Source organism: Pseudomonas sp. SG20056 (assembly GCF_031764535.1).
Classification (GTDB): domain Bacteria; phylum Pseudomonadota; class Gammaproteobacteria; order Pseudomonadales; family Pseudomonadaceae; genus Aquipseudomonas.
The window spans coordinates 3,180,712-3,203,967 of record NZ_CP134499.1 but is presented as its reverse complement, the minus strand read 5'-3'; the positions used below and the strand labels follow the sequence as shown (position 1 = coordinate 3,203,967).

The following is a 23,256-nucleotide window of genomic DNA, read 5'->3' as shown; positions in this document are numbered from 1 at the left end:
CCGGCTTATTCGACCAGTGAAGAAGCCCCGTCCATGGCCCTGCCGTCTACCACTTACAAAATCGAGCTGAACCTCACCGACATGGACCGCAGTGTCTATGAAAACCTGCGTTTCACTGTGGCCAAGCACCCTTCGGAAACCGAAGAACGCCTGGCGGCGCGGCTGGTGGCCTATGCCTTGTTCTATCACGAGCACCTGGCGTTCGGTCGCGGCCTGTCGGATGTCGATGAGCCGGCGTTGTGGGAAAAGAGCCTGGATGACCGCGTGCTGCACTGGATCGAAGTCGGCCAGCCGGACAGCGAGCGCATCACCTGGTGTTCGCGGCGTACCGAAAAATTCAGCCTGGTGGCCTACGGCAACCTGCGCGTGTGGCAGACCAAGGCGCTCGATCCGGTGCGCAGTCTGAAAAACATCAACGTCGTCGCCCTCGACCAAGAAGCCCTGGCCAAGCTGGCGCTGGACATGCCGCGTTCGCTGAACTGGAGCGTGATGATCAGCGACGGCGAGCTGTTCGTCACCGATGAGCGTGGCCAGCATGAGCTGCCTATCGAGTGGTTGGCTGGCGAACGCTAAGCACCTATTTACGATCTGCTGCGCGTCGGCCCTGCTGCGTTAAAAACAGGCTCGGCAAGCCGCTTGCGGCTAACGCGCTTTAGCGCGGCCCTAAGGGCGAGCGAAGCGAGTAGTGTTCATTTACAGCTAGTCGTAGTGCGGGGGCAGCACCCGCCCTGTTTTGATTTCGGCGGGTTGCCCCCGCCCTACAAGATAAAACCACCATGCGTATCGAATCCCGCCCGCTGCCCGAAACCCTGCCTGATCTGGGCGCTCTGCCGCCACTGCTGACCCGCCTCTATGCCGCCCGTGGTGTGCAATCTGCTGCCGAGCTGGATAAAGGCCTGGCGCGCTTGATTCCCTATCAGCAGCTCAAAGGCATGGACGCGGCAGTCGATTTGCTGGTGCTGGGGCTGCAGCAAGGCCAGCGCATGCTGATCGTCGGCGACTTCGATGCCGATGGTGCCACCGCCAGCACGGTTGGCGTATTGGGTCTGCACATGCTCGGCGCGGCCCATGTTGATTACCTGGTGCCCAATCGCTTCGAGTACGGTTATGGCCTGACGCCGGAGATCGTTGCGGTGGCGCTGGAGCGCGAGCCTCAGCTGTTGATCACCGTGGATAACGGCATCTCCAGTGTTGAAGGTGTGGCGGCAGCCAAGGCGGCGGGCTTGACCGTGCTGGTTACCGATCACCATTTGCCTGGTGCTGAGTTACCGGCGGCGGATGCCATCGTCAATCCCAATCAGCCGGGCTGTGGGTTCCCCAGCAAGGCGTTGGCCGGCGTCGGGGTGATGTTCTATGTGTTGCTGGCCCTGCGTGCGCGGCTACGGGAGATGGGCTGGTTTACTGCGCAGCGCCCGGAGCCGAATCTCGGCGAGCTGCTGGATCTGGTCGCTCTGGGTAGCGTGGCTGACGTGGTGCCGCTTGATGCCAATAACCGCATCCTGGTGCATCAGGGCCTGGCGCGGATTCGTGCCGGGCGGGCGCGGCCGGGCCTGCGTGCGATTCTCGAAGTGGCCGGGCGTGATCATCGGCGCATTACCTCCACCGACCTGGGTTTTATCCTCGGCCCTCGCCTGAATGCCGCGGGTCGGCTGGACGACATGGCACTGGGCATCGAGTGCTTGCTCTGCGAAGACGAAGCCCTGGCCCGTGATATGGCCGTGCAGCTGGATCAGCTCAATCAGGATCGCAAGGCCATTGAGCAGGGTATGCAACGCGAGGCCTTGACCCAGCTCAAGGACCTGCCGTTGGAGGACATGCCCTTTGGTCTGTGCCTGTTCGAGCCGGACTGGCATCAGGGGGTGATTGGTATTCTCGCTTCACGGATGAAAGAGCGTTATCACCGTCCGACCATCGCCTTTGCCGATGCCGGCGATGGTGTGCTGAAAGGTTCGGCACGTTCGGTGCCGGGTTTTCATATCCGCGATGCGCTGGATGCGGTGGCCGCCAAGCACCCTGAGCTGATCAGCAAGTTTGGCGGGCATGCCATGGCGGCTGGGCTGTCACTTCCGCAGGCGAATTTTGCCGCCTTTGCCGCAGCCTTCGATGCCGAAGTGCGCCGTCAGCTGTGTGAAGACGATCTGACCGGTCGTTTGTTGTCCGATGGCGCCCTGTCCATCGAAGAGTTCCATCTGCCGTTGGCCAAGGAGCTGCGCAATGCCGGGCCCTGGGGTCAGCATTTTCCCGAGCCGCTGTTTCATGGCGTATTTCAGTTGGTGCAGCAGCGCGTGGTTGGCGAGCGGCATCTTAAAGTGGTGCTGAAAAGTGAATGCGGCAGCGTGCAACTCGATGGCATCGCTTTTGGTGTGGATCGCGATATTTGGCCGAACCCGACGGTGCGCTGGGTCGAGCTGGCCTACAAGCTGGACGTCAATGAATACCGTGGGCAGGAAAGTGTGCAGCTGCTGATTGCCCATATCAGCCCGCGCTGATTGGCTAGCTCTGCGGTGCGGGCGCGGCTGAGCCATCGGCCATGGCTCGCTCACTCAGCTCATTCCAGCGGGCGAGAAATTGCGGTGGCTGGCTGACACGCTGTGGCGATTTGGCCAGAAACACCCCGTGGTTATTGAAGGAGTACACCGGCAGCAGATCGCCACGCTCACTGGCCGGGCGGATGCGCGGGTCGAGGTTGTCGAGAATCAGCGGTTGCGCGCTGGCGCTGGGGTAATAGGCCAGCACCATATGCGCCTGGTTCTGCTCCAGCGCCTTGACGAAAGTCAGGCGCAGCTTCTCGCTTGGCACGCCCATGCGCACCAGGCTGAAGTATTTGGCGATGGCGAAATCTTCACAGTCACCTTGGCCCAGGCTGAGTGTTTGTGCCGGTGTGGCCCAATAATCGTCGGCTCCCCAGGCTTGCTGGTCACTGACAAAACTCACTGAACGGTTGATGAAGTGGTTGACCCGCTCCAGCTGGGTGCGTTCGTTATCGCTGGCTGAGTTGTCGAGCAGGGTGAGCCAGCTGGCCAGGCGCGTATCGCTGAGCGCCGTAGCCAGAGCGCTGTGCTGGATAGTCGGCGCATCAGCCACCAGCACCGGGCTGAATAACCAGCAACTGGCAAGCAGGCTGCGCAGTAAGCAGTGAGCTGGGCGATTGGCGCGTTGTGGCATGGCGCGAAGTCTCCGGCGTCGGCTCTTGATAGCCTTTTGCCGTTGCTGAGGTTGGTGTCCGTCATCCTATCGGCGTCAAATATAGATCGACTATCGGCAGAATGTGATGGTGACCACTATTTGACATATTTGCAGTCCTATAACCGGCAAAAAGCCGACGAGTAGCCGGTTTTCCTGGCTTTCACGTCCGTTGGCAATCTTTCGAAGCACTCTGGCGTTAGGTGACGAGAAACCTCCGTCTCTAGAATCAGTCTGTGTGCTTGCACAACTATTTTTAGGGAGAGCGCTTGATGATTACCCGTGGCTTGCTTGATCAGTTGTTGAAATCCGGTCAGGACCTGATGCAGCAGAAATCTGCCGGCAGTTCCGCTAGTGGCTCGGCCGGTGGCCTAGGCGGCGCTCTGGGCGGCTTGCTCGGTGGCGCTGGCAAAGGCGGTCAAGGTGGTGATCTCGGTACTCTGCTCAAAGGTGCGGGTGGTGGCGTGCTGGCAGCCGGTGCGCTGGGCATGCTGCTGGGCAACAAGAGTGCGCGCAAGATGGGCGGCAAGGCGCTGACCTATGGTGGCCTGGCCGCGCTTGGCGTGGTTGCCTACAAGGCCTACAACAACTGGCAGGCGCAGCAGGCTAATGCCCCGCAGGGCGAGCCACAAACTCTGGACCGGTTGCCGGCGCCGCAGGCCGAGTTGCACAGCCAGGCAATTCTCAAGGCTCTGGTCGGTGCGGCCAAAGCTGATGGTCATGTTGATGCCCGCGAGCGGCAGTTGATCGAAGGCGAGCTGGTCAAGCTCACCAATGACGCTGAATTGCAGCATTGGCTGCAGGCCGAATTGAATAAGCCGTTGGACCCCGCTGAAATCGCCCGCGCCGCTAGTACGCCGGAAATGGCCGCAGAAATGTATATCGCCAGCGTGCTGATGGTCGATGAAGAGCACTTTATGGAGCGCGCCTACCTGGAAGAGCTGGCTCGTCAGCTCAAGCTCGATCCGGCGCTAAAGGCCGAGCTTGAGGCCCAGGTGCGCCAGGAGCTGGTGGCGAGCTGATAGGGCGTAGCGGCCATCTGCCCAGGGTTGTGGCCGCTAGCTGGCGGCCTGCCTATAATCGGCGCTTTTCCTCGCTATGGATGGATGCCCGATGCGCCGCAACTACACGAATTGCCTGCTGAGTCTGGCGCTGGTTCTTTTCAGCGCCATCGCGCAGTCCGCGCCTGATGTGACGCTGACTCAAGTGCAGCTGGCGCAGGTGCAGGTGTTTCGCGCCAGTACCGATCTGTTTATCCACCGGGGTGAAGGCGGGCATACGGAACTGGCAGCCAAGGTGCAGGCTGATCTGAGCAAACTGCGTGAAAGCCTGGCGACTTTGCAGGCACAGCCGCTGACCGACTCAGCGCGTTTGGCGATGGAGCAGTTGCAGTCACCTTTGGCAGCCTTTACCGCGTTGGTCGAGCAAACCCTGGCCTATAACCCCAGCGAGCCGGATCTGCCGTGGGAGTTCAACTTCCAGTACAGCAAGGCCCAGCGCGAGCTGGTTGCGGCCCTTGAGGCGCTTGAGCAGCAACTGCTGAAAGGCCAGGCGCAGCCATTGTCTGCGGCGGATATGCGTTTGCAAAACCTGCCAGCCAAGGTGCAATACCTGGCGGCACGCTACACCGCGCGGGCTTATGTCGGCGATATCGAGACCCTGCCCGAGCAACAGCAGCACTACCTGAATCAGGATATCGACGTGCTGGCCAAACAGGTTGATGGCGAGCTTGCCAGCCTGGCGACTGAGTTGACCGGCGAGCAGCAACAGCGTTTGCAGCGTGCGCTGACGCGCTGGAAGTTTATCTACTCGCGTCTGGTCGGCTACAACGACAACCTGGTGCCGCTGGTGGTTGAGCGGCATGCGGCCGAGATGGCGGACCAGTTACTGCGTCTACGGGCTAAATAAGCCTCAGTGCTTGTAGGCCGAATGGAACACCGCGCAGTTCTTGCCGGCATGTTTCGCCTGGTACAGGGCCTGGTCGGCCAGTTCCAGGGCTTCGGCCAGGTTGCTGCTGTCCAGCGGCCAGAGTGCACCGCCGATACTGCAGCCGACCATGACCTGATTGTTGCCCAGATCAACCGGCGCACTCAGCGCCGCCAGGGTGCGTTCGGCCACCAGTTGTGCCTGCCCCAGGGCTTCGCCGCTGGGCACTTGCAGGACCATCAGAAACTCATCACCGCCCAGGCGTGCGACCAGATCACCTTCGCGCAGGCAGCTGCGCAGGCGTACCGCCACTTCACGTAGCAGCTGGTCGCCTGCGGCATGGCCGAACTGGTCGTTGATCGGCTTGAAACCATCCAGATCCAGGTAGAACAACGCCAGGCAATTGCTGTTGGCCTGGCTGCGTTGCTGCGCGCGCGGTAGGTAGCTTTCCAGGGCGACACGGTTAGGCAGGCCGGTGAGCGCGTCGTGGTGGGCAAGGTTTTCCATGGCGCCGAGAGCGTTTTGCTGGTGGGTCAGGCTTTCCACCAGATGGCGAATAGAGTTGCTCAGGATTTCGATCTCGCGGGTGCTTTTCAGCTCGGGAATCACGCTGATTTCACCGGCGCTAAGGCGGTCCGCCGCCTCGGCAATCTGCCTCAGAGGGCGGGTGAAATAACCCGTCACCAGCCAGCCGAGCAGGGCAAACAACACCGCCAGGCCGCTACCCCACAGCAGGATGTAGCGTGTGGTCTCGCGCGCCGGGGCATAGGCCTCGTCCAGTGGCTGGCGGGCGATCACCGTCCAGCCCAGGCCCTTGTAATCCATATGGCCATGGCTCAGTGCCAGGCCGGTGAGGTACTGCTTGCCATCCGGCCAATCCTGCACGGCCCAGAGGTCCTTGCGTTGCGCCACTTCATTGAGGGCTGGCAGGTGCAGGCGCTGGCCGATCATTTCCTTGGGCGCCAGGAGGATCGTGCGGTCCTGGCCAATCACGAAGAACTCGACATTGCGGCGTTTCTGGATCGGCTCAAGGATGGCCTGGCGCACTTCGTCGGCCCATGACCAGGACAGGTGCGAGGCCAGCACGCCCACCAGGCTGCCGTTCGGGGCAAATACCGGCAGGCTGATGTCGACGAATTTCATTGCCTCGCCCGTTGGGTTGGGCAGCAGTTTGGCCAATAGCACGGCTTCATGCACATCGCCGATAAATACGTTTTTCTGTGCTTCGAGGAAGACCGGGCGCTGGCCGATGCTGGCGCCCTCAAGCACGCCATCGCTGGAGGCCAAGACCGTGCCTTCGGCGTCGGTAAAGCCGATCCAGGCAATGCTGGGGAATTCGCTTTGCAGGCGGTCGAGCAGCACGCGTACCTCGACGATATCGTCCGGTTGGCTGAGTGCACGCAGTTTGCCTATCACTTGGAGCATGGAAGCACGGCTCTGCATGTCGCGATCCAGGCGGTCAACCATCATAAAAGAGGCTTCAGCGAGGTCGCGGCCGACTTCCTCGCGGATACGCTGGCTGGCGTCGTGGCCAATCAGGGTGCCGAGCAACCAGCTCAAGCTGGCGACCAGCAGGGCGATCAGAATGGCGAAACGACTACGCAGGCTGTGCGATGAACTCATAGCACGATGGCTCCTGAGGGTGGGCAGGCAATGTGCAGGTGCGCTGGAGTATAGTGCGCCGTTGGTCTGCCCTGCTGTGTGCCAGCGCCAATTGCGGGCTGCAAGGGCTGATTCGACTGGGGTATACTCGCCGGCTTTTCCGAAAGTTTGACCTACGAGTGCTGCCAGCCATGGAAATCAACCCGATCCTTAATAGCATCAAGGACCTGTCCGAGCGCACCCAGACCATTCGGGGGTATCTTTGACTACGATCAAAAGCATGATCGTCTGGTCGAAGTAAACCGCGAACTCGAAGACCCCAACGTCTGGAACAAGCCCGAATACGCCCAGAGCCTGGGCCGGGAGCGCGCCACGCTGGCGCAGATAGTCGAAACCATTGACGATCTGACCGGCAGCCTGGCCGATTCGCGCGACCTGCTCGATATGGCCGTCGAAGAAGACGATCAGGGCGCGGTCGACGACGTCGCCGCTGAAATCGAACGCCTGCGCGAAATTCTCGAGAAGTTGGAATTCCGCCGCATGTTCAGCCACGAGATGGATCCGAACAACTGCTACCTGGACATCCAGGCCGGCTCCGGCGGTACAGAAGCGCAAGATTGGGCCAATATCCTGTTGCGCATGTACCTGCGCTGGGCCGACAAGCGCGGCTTCAGTGCCGAGATCGTCGAACTGTCCGAAGGTGAAGTCGCCGGTATCAAGGGCGCCACCGTGCATATCAAGGGCGAGTACGCCTTTGGTTGGCTGCGCACCGAAATCGGCGTGCACCGCCTGGTGCGCAAGAGCCCGTTCGACTCAGGCGCCCGTCGCCACACCTCGTTCTCGGCGGTGTTCGTGTCGCCCGAGATCGACGACAAGGTTGAGATCGAGATCAACCCGTCTGACCTGCGCATCGATACCTATCGCTCTTCCGGCGCCGGTGGTCAGCACGTGAATACCACCGACTCGGCGGTGCGTATCACCCACGTACCGACCAACACCGTGGTGGCGTGCCAGAACGAGCGCTCGCAGCACGCCAACAAGGACACCGCCATGAAAATGCTGCGGGCCAAGTTGTACGAGCTGGAAATGATGAAGCGCAACGCTGCGTCTCAGGCCCTGGAAGACTCCAAGTCGGATATCGGCTGGGGTCATCAGATTCGCTCCTACGTGCTTGATGACTCGCGTATCAAGGATCTGCGTACTGGCGTCGAACGCAGCGATTGCCAGAAGGTGCTCGATGGTGACCTCGACCAGTACCTAGAGGCCAGCCTGAAGCAGGGCCTTTGATCCGTACCCGCCGGAGTGAGTTCGACTCGTTCCGGCCAGTAACCCCTTTGATTTAGATGCCAGGCAGATAGACGACCATGAGCGACCAACAACTCGATCAGAACGAACTGCAACAGGACGAAAACAAGCTGATTGCCCAGCGCAAGGAAAAGCTTGCTGCCATCCGTGAGCAGGGCAATGCCTTCCCCAACGACTTCCGCCGCGACAACTACTGCGCCGACCTGCAGAAACAGTACGCCGAATCGAGCAAGGAAGAGCTGGCCGAGGCGGCCATTCCGGTCAAAGTGGCTGGGCGCATCATGCTCAACCGTGGCTCGTTCATGGTGATTCAAGACATGACCGGGCGCATCCAGGTCTACGTCAACCGCAAGACCCTGTCGGAAGAAACCCTGGCCGCGGTGAAAACCTGGGACATGGGCGACATCATCTCCGCGGTTGGCACCTTGGCCCGTTCCGGCAAGGGCGACCTGTACGTGGAAATGACCGACGTGCGCCTGCTGACCAAGTCGCTGCGCCCGCTGCCGGACAAGCACCACGGCCTGAGCGACACCGAGCAGCGCTACCGTCAGCGCTACGTCGACCTGATCGTCAACGAAGACGTGCGCCAGACCTTCCGTGTGCGTTCGCAGGTCATCGCGCATATCCGCAGCTTTCTGATGAAGCGCGACTTCCTTGAAGTGGAAACGCCGATGCTGCAGACCATCCCAGGTGGCGCAGCGGCCAAGCCGTTCGAGACTCACCACAACGCCCTGGATATGCAGATGTTCCTGCGTATCGCCCCGGAGCTGTACCTCAAGCGTCTGGTGGTGGGTGGCTTCGAGAAGGTCTTCGAGATTAATCGCAACTTCCGTAACGAAGGCGTCTCGACCCGGCATAACCCTGAATTCACCATGTTGGAGTTCTACCAGGCGTACGCCGACTACGAAGACAACATGGACCTGACCGAGGAGTTGTTCCGCGAGCTGGCTCAGCTGGTACTCGGCACCACCGACGTGCCGTATGGCGACAAGGTGTTCCACTTCGGCGAGCCGTTCGTGCGTCTGTCGGTGTTCGACTCGATCCTCAAGTACAACCCTGAGCTGACTGCTGCCGACCTGACCGACATCGACAAGGCCCGTGCCATCGCCAAGAAGGCCGGCGCCAAGGTGCTGGGTTTCGAAGGCCTGGGCAAACTGCAGGTGATGATTTTCGAAGAGCTGGTCGAGCACAAGCTTGAACAGCCGCACTTCATTACCCGCTATCCGTTTGAAGTTTCGCCGCTGGCCCGCCGCAGTGATGATGATCCGAGCGTGACCGACCGCTTCGAGCTGTTTATCGGTGGCCGCGAGATCGCCAACGCCTACTCCGAGCTCAACGATGCCGAAGACCAGGCCGCACGCTTTATGCAGCAGGTGGCCGACAAGGACGCCGGCGACGACGAAGCCATGCACTTCGACGCCGACTTCGTCCGTGCGCTGGAATACGGCATGCCGCCGACCGCCGGTGAGGGTATTGGTATCGACCGTCTGGTGATGCTGCTGACCAATTCACCGTCGATTCGTGACGTGATCCTGTTCCCGCACATGCGCCCGCAGGCCTGATGTTGCTAAGCCGCCTCCGGGCGGCTTTTTATTACCTGGCTTTTTATTGTCGGCAGATGGATTATTTTTGCGATTTACTGACTAAGTCATTAGTAATCTTGAATAAACGACAGAGGATCGTCTTGCTGTGACAGTCAAGCCCGCCCAAGAAAGCGCCACCCTGGTGGCCAACGCCGTCGCTGAGAGCGTGCAATACCAAGGCCGCAAAGCCAGCCGACAGGGCAGCGAACAGCGCCGCCAGGCCATTCTCGACGCAGCCATGCGCATTATCGTGCGTGAAGGTGTGCGTGCAGTCCGCCACCGTGCAGTGGCCGCAGAGGCCGAAGTACCGCTGTCGGCAACTACCTATTACTTCAAAGACATCAACGACCTGATCACCGATACCTTCGCTCAGTTCGTCGAGCGCAGCGCGGCGCATATGGGCCAGTTCTGGAGCAGTACCGAAGGACTGCTGCGTGATCAGGTCAGTCGCCTGGATGGCAGCGCCGAAGCGCGCCGGCGTCTGGCCAATGAGATAGCCCGCTTGGCCGTGGAATACGTGCGCCAGCAGTTGCTGACCCGTCGTGAACACCTGCTGGCCGAGCAGGCCTTTCAGCAAGAAGCTTTGCTCAACCCGCGCCTGCACGGACTGTTGCGCGCCCATCGGCAGATTCTGCTGCAAGGCGTGACGCACTTCTTTGAGGTGCTGGGTTCACAGCAGGCGGAGCAGGATGCCAAGCTCTTGACGGCGATTATTGTGCGCATGGAGTATCAGGGCCTGCTCGACGGTGTCGATCATCTGGACAGTGAAGAGATGTTGGCCATGCTTAAACGCTATATGCATCTGGTACTCGGGCTGTAGCCCGTTAAATCCGTTCACAAGGAGAGCTGAATGAAAGCCTGGCGCGCGCTGCTTGCCGTGTCCTTCCTGCTGCTTGGTGGCTGTCTGGTGACCTTCAAGGACCCGATTCCCGCCAATGAAGCAGCCCCGATTCCCTTGCTCGGCGAGTGGTCGCGCAAGAATGAATGGGGCGAGCAGCTGTATCTGCAGATCACCCGTGCCGGTTCCAACGTCTACAAGGCGCGGGCCTATGTCGACAGCCTGGATAACCTCGACAGCGTTGAAGAGTACGGCTTTACCGTGGCTCACCATGGCCGTCGCTGGTACCTCTCGGCCGGCTTGCCGAAAAGCCTGGGGGCAAACTTTGCCATCGCTGGTTTCGAGTTGACCACCAACAATGAGTTGGTGATCTACAACCTGGATGTCGACCGGATCCTTCAGGAGTTGGAGCAGGGCGCATTGCAGGGCGAGGTGATTGATGGCGCTGAAGGCGATGGTGTGCTGATCAGCAGCCCGCTGGAGCAGGTGTTCAGCTACCTCGACGATCAGGCCAATTCGGATGTATTTATCGAAGTCGCGCGTTATCAGCGGGCGGGCGACTAGTGGGTGATGGGGAACGCATGAACAGTCATACCGGGTTGGACGATTATCAGTTGATCGTACGTGCGCTGTCCGACCGTCTGGTCGATGCGCAGACGCCGATACGCGTGCTGGACGCGGTGAAATGGGATGACTCGATCCGCAGCGAGTTTCTCAAGCACAAGGGCAAGAAGCTGCCCGCCGTCGACCATGCCTACTATGCCAACCGGCCGCTGCCCTTCGATGCGTCGGCAAAGAAGCTGGAATTCCAGAATATCGAGCGCGACATCACCCGCCAGCTCGGTCAGTTCAACCCGGTGGGCAAGATCATGCGGCGCATGTGCCGCGAATACCGCATGGTTATTCGCATGCTTGAAGCGCGCGGCACCGAGGACTTTGGCCTGATTAGCCAGGAGCTCTATGGCGCGGCTTCCGACGCCTTCCATGCTGGCGACCCGACTCTGGCTGACCTGGGGCTGATGTTTTCCGACTTCCTCAATAACATCGACAAGCGTGGTGACCTCAAGGATGAAGCCAAGACTCTGACCGCCAAGGAGGCCGTCAGCCTGCTGCAACATCGTCTGAACAAGGTGTTTGGTGAGGAGGAGAGCACCATTCGAGTATTCGAGTCCGACGGTATTCTTGCCGATGCGGCCGCCGGCGCTGATTACATCAAGATCCGCGCCGATGCGATGTTCAATGAGCGCGATGTAAAAGCCCTGGAAGTGCACGAGGGCCTGGTGCATGTGGCGACTACGCTGAACGGCCTGAATCAGCCGATCTGCACCTTTCTGGCCAAGGGCCCGCCCTCGTCCACGGTGACCCAGGAAGGCCTGGCGATTTTGATGGAAGTGATCACCTTCGCCTCTTATCCAACCCGTCTACGCAAGCTGACCAACCGCACCCGTGCGATTCATATGGCCGAAGAAGGCGCGGATTTTCTGCAAGTGTTCGACTTCTACCGCGAACAGGGCTTCAGTCAGGAAGACAGCTACAGCAACGCCAGCCGCGTGTTCCGTGGTTCCACCCCCAACGGCCTGCCTTTCACCAAGGACCTGTCCTACCTGAAAGGCTTCATCATGATTTACAACTACATCCAACTGGCCGTGCGCAAAGGCAAGCTGGAGCAGATTCCGCTGCTGTTCTGCGGCAAGACCACCCTGGAAGACATGCGCACCCTGCGCCAGCTGGTGGATGAAGGGCTGGTTGTTGCACCCAAGTACCTGCCACCGCAGTTCAGTGACCTCAATTCGCTGTCGGCCTGGATGTGCTTCTCCAACTTCTTGAACCACCTGAGCCTGGATCGGATTGAAGCCGACTACGCCAATATCCTCTGATGGAATAATCCCCGCTGTAGGGCGTAGGAGCGGGCCATGCCCGCGAGCCCTTTTACCTGTATGACCTATCGCGGTCATGGACCGTTCCTACAAAACCGAGTCCCATCCGGGTAGCTTTAGCCGTATCGCCAAGGAGCCAATATGCCCAGCCATCAACTCGACTACGAAATCCTTGGCGCCTCCGCGCAGAGCGTGGAGGTCATTCTCGATCCGGGCGAAACGGTGATTGCCGAAGCCGGCGTGATGAATTACATGACCGACGGCATCCGTTTTGAAACACGCATGGGCGATGGCGCGGCAACGGGTGTGCTGGGCACGCTGTGGGGCATGGGCAAGCGCATGCTGACCGGTGAATCGCTGTTTATGACGCACTTCTCCAATGCGGGAAAAAAACCGGCGCGTGTGGCCTTTGCTGCGCCGTACCCTGGCACCGTGGTGCCGATTCAGCTGGCGGAGCACGGTGGTACGTTGATTTGCCAGAAGGATGCCTTCCTCTGCGCCGCCTATGGCACGGCGGTCGGCATCAGCTTTAACAAGCGCCTGGGTGCCGGGTTCTTTGGCGGCGAGGGCTTTATCCTGCAGAAGCTCGAAGGCGACGGCTTGGCCTTTGTCCACGCAGGCGGCACGGTGATTCGCAAGGAACTGAATAACGAAACCCTGCGCCTGGACACCGGTTGCCTGGTGGCCTTTACCAGCGGCATTGACTACGACATCGCCCTGGCTGGCGGTCTGAAAAGCATGCTGTTCGGCGGCGAGGGCATCCTCCTCGCTACGCTCAAGGGCACTGGTACGGTGTGGGTGCAGAGCCTGCCGTTCTCGCGCCTGGCCGAGCGCATCTATGAGGCGACATTCAAAGCCCGCGAGGAAGTACGCGCCGGCGGCAAATGATGCGGCAATCTGGGCCTTTGCAGGCGTGAGTGTTTGCTGCAAGCTGCGCCGCCTGTGCTTAGCCCGCTAACTGAAAAATCCGAGAGTCTGTTATGAGTGAAGTAAACCCAATCCCGCTGATTCTTACCGGTATTGGCAGCATCTGCGCCACGGTGGCTGTGCTCGGCTATTACGGCTACCTGCATATCGCCAAGCCGGAGGATGCGTTGCTGCTGTCCGAGTTCACCATGCTCAAGACGGTGCCGGGTGAGGACTATAAGGTCTCACTCAAACCGGCCAGCCAAGTCGCCCAGTGCATTGATGGCGTACTGGTGATGTTTGACCTGGAGCAGAAGGGCCTCAGCGGCGTACTGGTCGATCGCCGCAAGCAGGCTGTGCGCTGCAACGAAGGCCAATAACCTCAGCCCGCCTGCTTCTGCTGTTCACTAAGGCGCTGTAAATGCCGGCGTGACAGGGCGAGGAAGCGCGGTGTGAGGCCGATGTCTTCATACAGCGGGTCGCCCTGTTCATCGCTGGCCACCACCTTGCTGCCCTGAACGTAAGGCAGGCTGGCCTCCAGCTCATCAAGTGCCGCGCCGAGTAGTTCGCCCAGCAGTTCTTCAACGTGGTGCTTGGGATACATCTCCTGCAATGCCGCCAGACGCGCTGCGGCTTCCAGATCCAACCTTATCTGATAAGGCGTTGCGCTCAGCCGCCCCTGGGCATTTTCCTGCCAGTGCTGAACAAGCTCGCGAATCTTCATGATTGCCTCGTGTCTGTTCTATGCCCGCCGATTCAGTCTGGGCGGGCTTGCTTAACTAAGACTAGTGCCTGCCCCGATAAGTGCGGCCGCAGCGTCGCGCACTTGTAAGAAGTTGGCGCGCTGGGCACTCTGGAGACAGGATCAGCGGAGGCAACACTCATGGCAGAAATCGACGCGCGTCTGCGCGAGGACGTCCACCAGCTCGGCGAACTACTGGGTAACACCATCAGCGTGCAGCATGGCGCCGCTTTTCTCGACAAGATCGAGCGCATTCGCAAAGGTGCCAAGGCCTCGCGCCGTGGCTCGCAGGAGGGAGCAGAGCAACTCAGTGCAACCCTGAACCAACTGGACGATGACGAGCTGCTGCCGGTGGCGCGGGCGTTCAACCAGTTTCTCAACCTGGCCAATATCGCCGAGCAGTACCACCGCGTACGCCGCCGCGCGCCGGGTGAAGCGCAGCCGTTTGAAGACAATATCCTCGCCGACCTGCTGCAGCGGTTATCCAGCAACGGCCACAAGGGCGAGGCGCTGGCCCGCCAGTTTGGTCGCCTGGATATCGAACTGGTGCTGACCGCGCACCCCACCGAAGTGGCGCGGCGCACCCTGATTCAGAAATACGACGCGATAGCTGAGCAGCTTGCTACCGGCGACCACAGCGATCTCTCGGCGGCTGAGCGTGAGCAGGTCAAACAGCGCCTGCAACGGCTGATTGCCGAGGCCTGGCACACCGAGGAAATCCGCCGCAGCCGGCCCAGCCCGGTGGATGAAGCCAAGTGGGGCTTTGCGGTGATCGAGCATTCGCTCTGGCACGCCATTCCCAATGTGCTGCGCAAGGCCGGCCAGGTGTTGCACAATGCCACCGGGTTGCACCTGCCGCTGGATGCCGCGCCGATTCGCTTCGCCTCTTGGATGGGCGGCGACCGTGACGGCAACCCGAATGTCACCGCAAGCATTACCCGCGAAGTGCTGCTGCTGGCGCGCTGGATGGCGGCGGATCTGTACTTGCGCGATGTCGATAACCTGGCTGCCGACCTGTCCATGCAGCAGGCCAGTCCCGCACTGTTGGCGCGGGTGGGCGAGAGTGCCGAACCCTACCGCAGCCTGCTCAAGCAGCTGCGTGAGCGTTTGCGTGCTACTCGCAGCTGGGCTCAGGCCGCGCTGCATGAGCAGATCCCCGCATCCGCAGCCGTGCTGCAGGACAACCGCGAGCTGCTGGATCCGCTGACCCTGTGCTACCAGTCGCTGCATGAATGCGGCATGGGCGTGATCGCCGATGGTCCGCTGCTCGATTGCCTGCGCCGCGCGGCGACCTTCGGCCTGTTTCTGGTGCGTCTGGATGTGCGCCAGGACTCCAGTCGCCACGCCGCCGCCATGAGCGAAATCACCGATTACCTCGGCCTGGGCCGTTACGCCGAATGGGATGAAGAGGAGCGCCTGGCGTTTCTACTGCAAGAGCTGGAAAACCGCCGGCCGCTGCTGCCGGGGCATTTCAAGCCCAGCGGGGAAACCGAAGAGGTGCTGGCGACTTGCCGTGAAGTGGCGCGGGCGCCGGCGGCATCGCTGGGTTCCTACGTGATTTCCATGGCCGGCGCAGCCTCCGATGTGCTGGCGGTGCAACTGCTGCTTAAAGAAGCCGGGTTGCAACGACCGATGCGCGTGGTGCCGCTGTTTGAAACCCTCGCCGATCTGGACAACGCCGGCCCGGTGATCAGTCGGCTGCTGGCGCTGCATGGCTACCGTGCGCGATTGCATGGGCCGCAGGAAGTGATGATCGGTTATTCCGACTCGGCCAAGGACGCCGGCACCACTGCGGCGGCCTGGGCGCAGTACCGTGCCCAGGAAACGTTGGTGCAGGTGTGCCGTGAGCAGCAGGTCGAATTGCTGCTGTTTCACGGCCGTGGTGGCACGGTGGGGCGCGGTGGCGGCCCGGCGCATGCGGCGATTCTGTCGCAGCCGCCTGGTTCGGTGGCGGGGCGTTTCCGCACCACTGAGCAGGGTGAAATGATTCGTTTCAAATTTGGCCTGCCAGATATCGCCGAACAGAACCTCAATCTCTACCTGGCAGCAGTGCTGGAAGCCACCTTGTTGCCGCCGCCCAGCCCGGAGCCGGCCTGGCGCGAGTTGATGGACAAACTGGCCAGCGATGGCGTCAGCGCCTACCGCGCGGTGGTGCGTGAACACCCGCAATTTGTCGACTATTTCCGCCAGGCCACGCCAGAACAGGAGCTGGGTCGTCTGCCGCTGGGCAGCCGTCCGGCCAAGCGCCGCGAGGGCGGTGTGGAGAGCCTGCGCGCGATTCCGTGGATCTTTGCCTGGACCCAAACCCGCCTGATGCTGCCAGCCTGGCTGGGCTGGGAAGCGGCGCTGGACAACGCCTTGCAGCGCGGCGAAGGCGAGCTGCTTGGGCAGATGCGCGAACACTGGCCGTTCTTTCGCACCCGTATCGACATGCTGGAAATGGTGCTGGCCAAGGCGGACGAGTCCATCGCCCAGTTGTATGACGAGCGTTTGGTCGAGCCAGCCCTGCGCCCACTGGGTGAGCATCTGCGCGGCCTATTGTCGCAGGCGGTGGTCGCAGTGCTGGGTTTGACCGGGCAGTCGCAGCTCTTGGCGCACAGCCCGGAAACCCTGGAGTCGATCAGTGTGCGCAACACCTACCTGGACCCGCTACACCTGCTCCAGGCCGAGCTACTAGCACGCTCCCGGCTGCGCGACAATCAGGCCGACAGCCCTCTGGAACAGGCCTTGCTGGTCAGTGTGGCGGGAATTGCGGCGGGGTTACGTAACACCGGCTAGGCGTATTGCATAGGGAGGAGGGGGCTTTCGCTGGTGCATATGTAGTGCGCTGGCGAAAGCACTACCTTTCAGAGGTGGTCGCAGGTGTATCCGACTTTCGGTGGCTTGTGCGCTATGGGTGCGCTGTGTATCTTGAGCGGCCTTTCGGCACTCTGGCCCAGTTTGGCAGCGCTGCTTGAACAATTCTGAGATTGGCCCCACGAGGCGAGTCCGACGATTTTTACTTAAATCTTGAGGAGCACATCGATGCGCGTGATTTTGCTGGGGGCGCCCGGTGCCGGTAAAGGTACCCAAGCTGGTTTCATCACCAAGAAGTTTGGTATTCCGCAAATCTCCACCGGTGACATGCTGCGTGCTGCGGTCAAGGCTGGCACTGAATTGGGCCTGGTTGCGAAAAGCGTGATGGACAGCGGTGGTCTGGTCTCCGATGACCTGATCATCAATCTTGTCAAGGAGCGCATCGCCCAAGCCGATTGCGCCAATGGTTTCCTCTTTGATGGCTTCCCGCGCACCATTCCTCAGGCTGAAGCCCTGAAGGAAGCCGGCGTGGTCATCGACAACGTGGTCGAAATTGCCGTTGATGACGAAGAAATCGTCGGCCGTATCGCGGGTCGTCGCGTGCACCCTGCATCGGGTCGCGTCTACCACACCGAGCACAATCCACCGAAAGTCGCCGGTATTGACGATGAAACCGGTGAAGCGCTGATCCAGCGTGACGACGATAAAGAAGAAACCGTACGTCATCGCCTGTCGGTCTACCACTCGCAGACCAAGCCGCTGGTGGACTTCTATCAGAAGCTCGCTGCCGCTGACGGCACGCCGAAGTACAGCGCCATCGCCGGCGTTGGCTCGGTCGACGAGATCACTGCCAAGGTGCTTGCTGCGCTCAGCTAAGCCTTGCTGCATTCAGCCAACGGCCCGCTTTTGCGGGCCGTTGTCGTTTTTGCGGTTGGCGCGCTGGACTCGCTGAGCGTCGTTCATGGAACAGTAACCTTGCTCGCCTAAGTTAGCATCGGTTTGGTCTATACCAAGATGGACTGGTCGTAGGCATAAAGCCTTTACTTTTACGAAGGAAGAGAGCGCATTCAATGACCGAGAAAACAGCAAAGAGTGCCATCTGGTTGGGCCTTGCGTTAGCGCTGGTGGGGAGTCCTGCGACCTTCGCCGAGACTCCGGCGAAGCCCAAGACCGATTGCAGCGTTGCCGAGTTCACCATGGGGCTGCGCTTCCAGCAGCAATCGGCGGAAGTTCAGGCCCTGCAGCTGCAGGCGTACAACATCGCGACGCTGAAGCTGGATGCGGCAGTGGCCGCAGCGAAAGATCCGTCCAAGCTGGCCATCGTTACCGACCTGGATGAAACCGTTATTGATAACAGCGCCCTGCTTGCGCGTGATCTGGCCAACTGTCACACCTATGACGCCTGGGACACCTGGTTGCCTTGGGAGCGTGAAGGTACCCCTGCGCTGATTCCAGGTGCGAAGCAATTTCTTGAGCACGCCGACAAGCTCGGGGTGACCATTCGCTATATCTCCGATCGCGCCGATGAGCAGAAGAAGTACACCCTGGCCACGCTGAGCAAGCTCGGGCTGCCGCAAATCTCTGAAGACAGTGTGCTGCTGCTGGGGCCGCCCAAGGTGGAGCGTCGCGCCATCGTCAGTGCAGATCATCAGATCGTGTTGCTGCTGGGTGACACCCTGCATGACTTCGATGGACGTTTCCGCAAGACGCCTCTAGCCGATCAACGCGCTACCGTGGCAGCCGAAGCAGGCAAATGGGGCACCGAATGGATCGTCTTCCCCAACGCGAGTTACGGCACCTGGTCCAAAGCGCCGTTGCAAGGTTGGGATGCCAAGACGGTTATCCAGCCCTGGTAAGCACGCTTTAGTCAGGCAGCAGCGGGTCTGTTCGGGCTCGCTGCGGGCTTGTGGTGCTGTGAGTTCGCTCGCGTGACAGGCGCGGGCGACAGTGATTGCGCTGGAAAAAAAAGCCTCAAGCCGGTCTAATGCCCGTCCATTTCGTCACCTGTCCAAATGCAATGACCACTCTCCTGGCCCTGGATACCGCCACCGAAGCCTGTTCCGTTGCCCTGCTGCATAACGGTCAGGTGCTCAGCCATTACGAAGTGATTCCGCGTCTGCACGCCCAGCGTCTGCTGCCGATGATCAAGCAGTTGCTGGCTGATGCTGAGGTGCCGTTGTCGGCACTTGATGCGATTGCCTTTGGCCGTGGCCCGGGCGCTTTTACCGGCGTGCGGATTGCCATCGGCGTGGTGCAGGGCCTGGCGTTTGCCCTGGAGCGTCCGGTGTTGCCGGTGTCCAACTTGGCCGTATTGGCGCAGCGCAGCCTGCGTGAGCATGGTGCGCAGCAGGTGGCCGCAGCCATCGATGCGCGTATGGATGAAGTCTACTGGGGCTGCTACCGCGCCGAGCAGGGTGAAATGCGCCTGGCTGGCGTTGAAGCCGTCTTGCCTCCGGAGCGTGCCTGTCTGCCGGGCGATGCCGGTGGCGACTGGTTTGCCGCCGGCACAGGCTGGGGCACCTTTGCTGCGCGTATTCCGGTTGTGGTTACTGGGCAGGATAACGCCATGCTGCCGCATGCCGAAGACCTGCTCAGCCTGGCGCGTTTTGCCTGGGCTCGCGGTGAGGCAGTGGTGGCTGACCTGGCGCAGCCGGTTTACCTGCGTGATCAGGTGGCCACGCCCAAAGCTGCGGTTTAAATCGGCGGGGTATCGGCGCACCTTCTGTCGCGGATATTGCCGCGTTGCACTGCGCTTGATTGCCAAGCCGGTCTACGGCGGCTAAATTGCCATCACTTGTGTCCATCGTTGGCTAAGCAAGCCGAGCAGTAACTGATGCGTATCGACGGTTTTACGTCCTCTTATTCGCCAGACCGCAGTGCCCGTCCGGGCTCTGCGGTTACGCCATTTCGCGAAGCGCAGCGCGAGATAGAGGAACGTCGTGAGCAGCCAGCATCTCCCGCCAGCACCCAGGGTTTTGAACAGGTTGCCCAGACGCGCAAGGTCGAAGCCAGTAATGCCAGCAGCGACAGCCTGCCATCGCGCCTGCAAGACCAGCTGTATCAGCCCCCGCTAAACAACCGCGCCGCCCAGGCGTTGGCCAGCTACAGCTCAACCGCCAGTTTCGCCAGCGAGACGGATGCCCAGCAGGTGCTGGGCCTCGATCTTTACGCCTAGTTAATGTTGCCTTACTACCTCGGTTGCCCGTCATGGAGCGAGCCCGCCTGGCGCAGTTTCTTGTATCCGGAGAGCAGTCGCAGCGCTGAATTTTTGCCGTTGTATGCCCAGGTGTTTAACGCCGTTGAGGGCAATACCACCTTCTACGCTACACCTTCCGTCGATACCGTGGCCCGCTGGACTGAGCGCATGCCGGCGCATCTGCGTTTTTGCGCCAAGCTGCCGCGTGAGATCAGCCATAACGGCGATCTGCGTGACCAGCTGGGTGCCACTGAGGATTTTCGCCGTTTGCTGGCGCCGCTAGGTAAGCGGGTCGCGCCGTTCTGGTTACAGCTGCCGGCGAGCTTTGGCCCGCAGCGTTTGGCGGAGCTGAACGCGTTTATCGAGCCCTGGCAGGCCGAGGAGCTTGCCGTCGAGGTGCGTCATCCGGCGTTCTTTGCCAAGGGTGAGGAGGAGCGCAGCCTTAATCGCCTGCTACATGGCCGTGGCATTGAACGTATCTGCCTGGATTCGCGGGCGCTGTTCAGCTGTGTATCCAGCGCACCGGCCGTATTGCATGCGCAGGCCAAGAAGCCACGCCTGCCGCTGCGCCCCACGGCCTTTAGCCAGGCACCGCAGCTGCGCTTTATTGGCCATCCCGAGTTGCTGGCCAATGATCCGTTTATGGCGCCATGGCTGGACAAGGTGGCGAGTTGGATCGAGGAAGGTCGCACGCCTTACGTCTTTCTGCATACCTCGGATAACCGCCTGGCACCGCAGCTGGCGCAGCGCTTTCATCAGCAGCTGATGCAGCGTCTGCCGGGATTGCCGGCGTTACCACACATACAGCTAGAGGATGAGGTCGAGCAGTTGGGCCTGCTTTGAGCCTGCCTAAATGCCCGGAGGTGCTTGATCAGCGTTGCGCGAGCAGCAGGTCCGCGGCCTGACCACTGCTGCCGTCGGCGAATTCGAAGCGGCCGAGTTGGGCGATTTCGTCATAGGCGCCCAGGGCAATCTTCACGTCGCGTGCTTGCAGGTCGATGGCGCTGACCCCGGCCTCACTCAGCGACTGGCTGGACTGTCGGCCCTGAGCATCGAAACGCAACAGGCTCAGGCGCTCGAAGATCGCATCCTGGCTGTCGATACGGCCATCGCCGTTATCATCGTATTTGCGCAGTTCGGCAAAGCCGTTGGCTGCGCCATTCTGGTCGCCGAACAGCTCGCGGCCATCATCAATGCGGCCGTTGCCGTTGCGGTCATAGGCAAGCAGGGCATCGTCACCGGTGGGCACGCTGATCTGGTCGAGCTTGCCGTCGGCATCCAGATCGAAGCGTACCGAGCGGGCCAGGCCGCTGGTGCTGAAGCCGTTACCGGCCAGATCGAGCACCAGTGGATCGGTTTTCTTCGGTTCGGCGTTGATGTTGACGTTCAGCTCCAGCTCGCGCTGGGCGGCCATTTCCTGAAAGTCGCTGGCCTGGGCGGTGACAGCGGGCGGCTCGCTGGGTGTTTCCGGCGCCTTGGCAGGCGCTTCGGCTTCCACCTCATCGGGCATCAGGGTGCGCCGCAGAATCTGATAGTCCAGCGAGGCGCGCTTGCCTTCATCCAGCGTTTCGCTGATCGAGCTGGTGTTGGCGGCCGTTGGCGCGGCGCCGCGTGGGGCGGAAATCACATCAAACATGGCGAACTCGGTGCGGCTGGAAGCTGCCGGGTCTGGCAAAATGCCGCTCAGGCAGGTTATCGGCCGCTGCGACGGTCAATTGAGTGATTTTTGAGCACATTTTCTGATGAGTGATGAGCGGCTAATAGCCAGAATTCGTATGCAAGCCCTGGCTCCCCACCTGCAGTCGGCGGCTGAAGCCTGGGCCGCGCGCCTGGCTTTACCGTTGGAAGGCGACAGCGAGTTCGCCTTGCAATTGGGCGAGGGCGGCTTGCAGCTGGTGGAGCTTGGCCCGCAGGCACCGGGGCCGGTGAAAGTGGATTTTGTCGAGGGCGCGGTGGCGCATCGCCGGCTGTTCGGCGGTGGCAGCGGGCAGATGATTGCCAAGGCGGTGGGCGTGCAGCCCGGGGTGCGCCCGACGGTGCTGGATGCCACGGCTGGCCTGGGGCGCGATGCCTTTGTGCTGGCCAGCCTGGGTTGCCGCATGACCTTGATCGAGCGCCAGCCGCTGATTGCCGCGCTGCTGGAAGATGGCCTGGCGCGCGCCGCGCTGGACCGCGATGTGGCGCCGATTGCCGCGCAGATGCAGCTATTTAATGGCAATGCCATCGAGCTGATGCGCGCCTGGCAGGGTGAGCAGCCGCAGGTGATCTACCTCGACCCGATGTTCCCGCACCGCGACAAGAGCGCGCTGGTGAAGAAAGAGATGCGTCTGTTCCGGCCCTTTGTTGGCGATGACCTGGATGCGCCCGCGCTGCTGGAAGCGGCGTTGGCGCTGGCCAGTCACCGGGTGGTGGTCAAGCGTCCGCGCAAGGCACCGCTGATTGAAGGCGCCAAGCCGGGCTATGCCCTGGAAGGTAAATCCAGCCGCTACGACATCTACCCGAAGAAGAAGCTGCAGCCAGCCAGCGAGTAGGTTTGCAGCTTGTTCACGGGTTAGGTGCCGCATTGCGTCGATTGGGTTGAGGCACGAAGCCCAACACATTCAGCGTCCTGGCGTTGGGCTTCGCAAGCTCAACGCCAACCTACGAAGCTTAATCGGCGAGGAAAGCGCGTAGAAACACTTCGACTGCATCGCGCACATGGGCTTCGGCCTCAGCGCCTTGCAGCGCCTCCCCGCAGCCGATCAGCAGGCGAAAGTTGGCGCCGCCCTTGATCAAACAGAAGAACTGATCCGCCGCGCTCAACGGGTCGGGTACGCGCAGCTTGCCGCTCTGGTCGGCGCGGCGCAGCAGTTCTTCCATGCCGTGCAGCACGCGCTGCGGGCCCGCCTCGTAGAACATCCGCGAGAGTTTGGAGTCCTGCGCCGCCAGGCTCACCATCACCCGGTGCAGTTCCACCGACTCACGGCTGTTGATCAGCTCATTGAAGCCCCGGCCGATATTCAGTAGCAGTTGTGCCACCGGCACTTCGTCGTTCAGCTCGAACAGCAGCTCAGGCAGTTGCTCCTCGCATTTGGACTGCACCGCAGCGGCAAACAGCTTCTCCTTGTCGGTGAAGTGGCTGTACACCGTGAGCTTGGAAACCCCGGCTTCCGCGGCAATCGCATCCATACTGCTACCGTCATAACCATTGCTGAGGAATAGGGTCTTCGCCGCTTCCAGAATGGCTTTGCGCTTGGCCAGGTCTTTGGGGCGGCCGGGGCCGCTGGTTGGCAACACTTTGTTTGGCATTGGTCGTTTTTAAT

At 61.1% G+C, this 23,256-nt stretch carries 23 protein-coding genes; 18 read left to right on the top strand and 5 right to left on the bottom strand.

From position 1 onward, the window contains the following. Positions 1-33 precede the first annotated feature (33 nt). On the top strand, positions 34-573 hold the full coding sequence (locus RHP75_RS15260) for a YaeQ family protein (RefSeq protein ID WP_311088934.1): 540 nt from the start codon (positions 34-36) through the stop codon (positions 571-573). 203 nt (positions 574-776) lie between these two features. Continuing rightward, a complete protein-coding gene (recJ, locus tag RHP75_RS15255; RefSeq protein ID WP_311088933.1) occupies positions 777-2,489 on the top strand; it encodes a single-stranded-DNA-specific exonuclease RecJ in 1,713 nt (570 codons plus the stop codon). 4 nt (positions 2,490-2,493) lie between these two features. Here recJ and RHP75_RS15250 read toward each other — a convergent pair whose 3' ends face one another. Further along, complete coding sequence (locus RHP75_RS15250) at positions 2,494-3,165, bottom strand: transglutaminase-like cysteine peptidase (protein WP_311088932.1); 672 nt, start codon at positions 3,163-3,165, stop codon at positions 2,494-2,496. 290 nt (positions 3,166-3,455) lie between these two features. On the opposite strand from RHP75_RS15250, the gene RHP75_RS15245 reads away from it, so the two are divergent. Beyond that, positions 3,456-4,205, top strand: coding sequence for a tellurite resistance TerB family protein (locus RHP75_RS15245; protein WP_311091955.1), 750 nt, complete (start codon positions 3,456-3,458; stop codon positions 4,203-4,205). A gap of 91 nt (positions 4,206-4,296) precedes the next feature. Then, entirely contained in the window at positions 4,297-5,091 is a 795-nt protein-coding gene (locus RHP75_RS15240; RefSeq protein ID WP_311088931.1) for a hypothetical protein, read from the top strand. A gap of 3 nt (positions 5,092-5,094) precedes the next feature. Here RHP75_RS15240 and RHP75_RS15235 read toward each other — a convergent pair whose 3' ends face one another. Next, positions 5,095-6,732, bottom strand: coding sequence for a diguanylate cyclase domain-containing protein (locus RHP75_RS15235; protein ID WP_311088930.1), 1,638 nt, complete (start codon positions 6,730-6,732; stop codon positions 5,095-5,097). 170 nt (positions 6,733-6,902) lie between these two features. On the opposite strand from RHP75_RS15235, the gene prfB reads away from it, so the two are divergent. From prfB to RHP75_RS15200, 7 genes are all read left to right on the top strand, one after another. Continuing rightward, a protein-coding gene (prfB, locus tag RHP75_RS15230; protein ID WP_311088929.1) for a peptide chain release factor 2 occupies positions 6,903-7,998 on the top strand; the annotation gives its coding sequence in 2 pieces (ribosomal slippage) (positions 6,903-6,974 and positions 6,976-7,998; 1,095 coding nt in all). Positions 7,999-8,075: 77 nt separating this feature from the next. Then, the gene (lysS, locus tag RHP75_RS15225) at positions 8,076-9,578 is read left to right on the top strand and encodes a lysine--tRNA ligase (protein ID WP_311088928.1); all 1,503 of its coding nucleotides are present in this window, start codon (positions 8,076-8,078) and stop codon (positions 9,576-9,578) included. A 127-nt stretch (positions 9,579-9,705) separates the two neighbouring features. After that, positions 9,706-10,419, top strand: a complete 714-nt coding sequence (locus RHP75_RS15220; protein WP_311088927.1) for a TetR family transcriptional regulator — start codon at positions 9,706-9,708, stop codon at positions 10,417-10,419. A gap of 30 nt (positions 10,420-10,449) precedes the next feature. Then, complete coding sequence (locus RHP75_RS15215) at positions 10,450-11,001, top strand: hypothetical protein (RefSeq protein WP_311088926.1); 552 nt, start codon at positions 10,450-10,452, stop codon at positions 10,999-11,001. A 17-nt stretch (positions 11,002-11,018) separates the two neighbouring features. Beyond that, positions 11,019-12,314 carry a flavohemoglobin expression-modulating QEGLA motif protein gene (locus RHP75_RS15210; RefSeq protein ID WP_311088925.1) on the top strand — a complete coding sequence of 432 codons (1,296 nt, stop codon included), beginning with the start codon at positions 11,019-11,021 and terminating at the stop codon, positions 12,312-12,314. 141 nt (positions 12,315-12,455) lie between these two features. Next, on the top strand, positions 12,456-13,202 hold the full coding sequence (locus tag RHP75_RS15205) for a TIGR00266 family protein (protein ID WP_311088924.1): 747 nt from the start codon (positions 12,456-12,458) through the stop codon (positions 13,200-13,202). Positions 13,203-13,294: 92 nt separating this feature from the next. Further along, entirely contained in the window at positions 13,295-13,600 is a 306-nt protein-coding gene (locus tag RHP75_RS15200) for a hypothetical protein (RefSeq protein WP_311088923.1), read from the top strand. 2 nt (positions 13,601-13,602) lie between these two features. Here the strand turns inward: RHP75_RS15200 and RHP75_RS15195 are convergent, their stop codons facing one another. Continuing rightward, complete coding sequence (locus tag RHP75_RS15195) at positions 13,603-13,944, bottom strand: pilin assembly protein (protein WP_311088922.1); 342 nt, start codon at positions 13,942-13,944, stop codon at positions 13,603-13,605. A gap of 159 nt (positions 13,945-14,103) precedes the next feature. Here RHP75_RS15195 and ppc point away from each other — a divergent pair, with 159 nt between their 5' ends. From ppc to RHP75_RS15165, 6 genes are all read left to right on the top strand, one after another. After that, positions 14,104-16,740, top strand: a complete 2,637-nt coding sequence (gene ppc, locus RHP75_RS15190; protein WP_311088921.1) for a phosphoenolpyruvate carboxylase — start codon at positions 14,104-14,106, stop codon at positions 16,738-16,740. Between the two features lie 246 nt (positions 16,741-16,986). Continuing rightward, positions 16,987-17,634, top strand: coding sequence for an adenylate kinase (gene adk, locus RHP75_RS15185; RefSeq protein WP_090248532.1), 648 nt, complete (start codon positions 16,987-16,989; stop codon positions 17,632-17,634). Positions 17,635-17,828: 194 nt separating this feature from the next. Next, positions 17,829-18,614 carry a 5'-nucleotidase, lipoprotein e(P4) family gene (locus tag RHP75_RS15180; RefSeq protein ID WP_311088920.1) on the top strand — a complete coding sequence of 262 codons (786 nt, stop codon included), beginning with the start codon at positions 17,829-17,831 and terminating at the stop codon, positions 18,612-18,614. Positions 18,615-18,775: 161 nt separating this feature from the next. Further along, complete coding sequence (gene tsaB / locus RHP75_RS15175; protein ID WP_311088919.1) at positions 18,776-19,456, top strand: tRNA (adenosine(37)-N6)-threonylcarbamoyltransferase complex dimerization subunit type 1 TsaB; 681 nt, start codon at positions 18,776-18,778, stop codon at positions 19,454-19,456. 135 nt (positions 19,457-19,591) lie between these two features. Next, positions 19,592-19,933, top strand: coding sequence for a hypothetical protein (locus tag RHP75_RS15170; protein ID WP_311088918.1), 342 nt, complete (start codon positions 19,592-19,594; stop codon positions 19,931-19,933). Between the two features lie 3 nt (positions 19,934-19,936). Then, positions 19,937-20,797, top strand: a complete 861-nt coding sequence (locus RHP75_RS15165) for a DUF72 domain-containing protein (RefSeq protein ID WP_311088917.1) — start codon at positions 19,937-19,939, stop codon at positions 20,795-20,797. Positions 20,798-20,825: 28 nt separating this feature from the next. On the opposite strand, the gene RHP75_RS15160 is transcribed toward RHP75_RS15165, so the two are convergent. Continuing rightward, complete coding sequence (locus RHP75_RS15160; protein WP_311088916.1) at positions 20,826-21,590, bottom strand: hypothetical protein; 765 nt, start codon at positions 21,588-21,590, stop codon at positions 20,826-20,828. Between the two features lie 106 nt (positions 21,591-21,696). Between RHP75_RS15160 and RHP75_RS15155 the strand changes: the two genes are divergently transcribed. Continuing rightward, on the top strand, positions 21,697-22,485 hold the full coding sequence (locus tag RHP75_RS15155) for a class I SAM-dependent methyltransferase (protein WP_311088915.1): 789 nt from the start codon (positions 21,697-21,699) through the stop codon (positions 22,483-22,485). Between the two features lie 118 nt (positions 22,486-22,603). Here the strand turns inward: RHP75_RS15155 and RHP75_RS15150 are convergent, their stop codons facing one another. Then, entirely contained in the window at positions 22,604-23,242 is a 639-nt protein-coding gene (locus tag RHP75_RS15150) for a TetR/AcrR family transcriptional regulator (protein ID WP_311088914.1), read from the bottom strand. Positions 23,243-23,256: the final 14 nt, after the last annotated feature.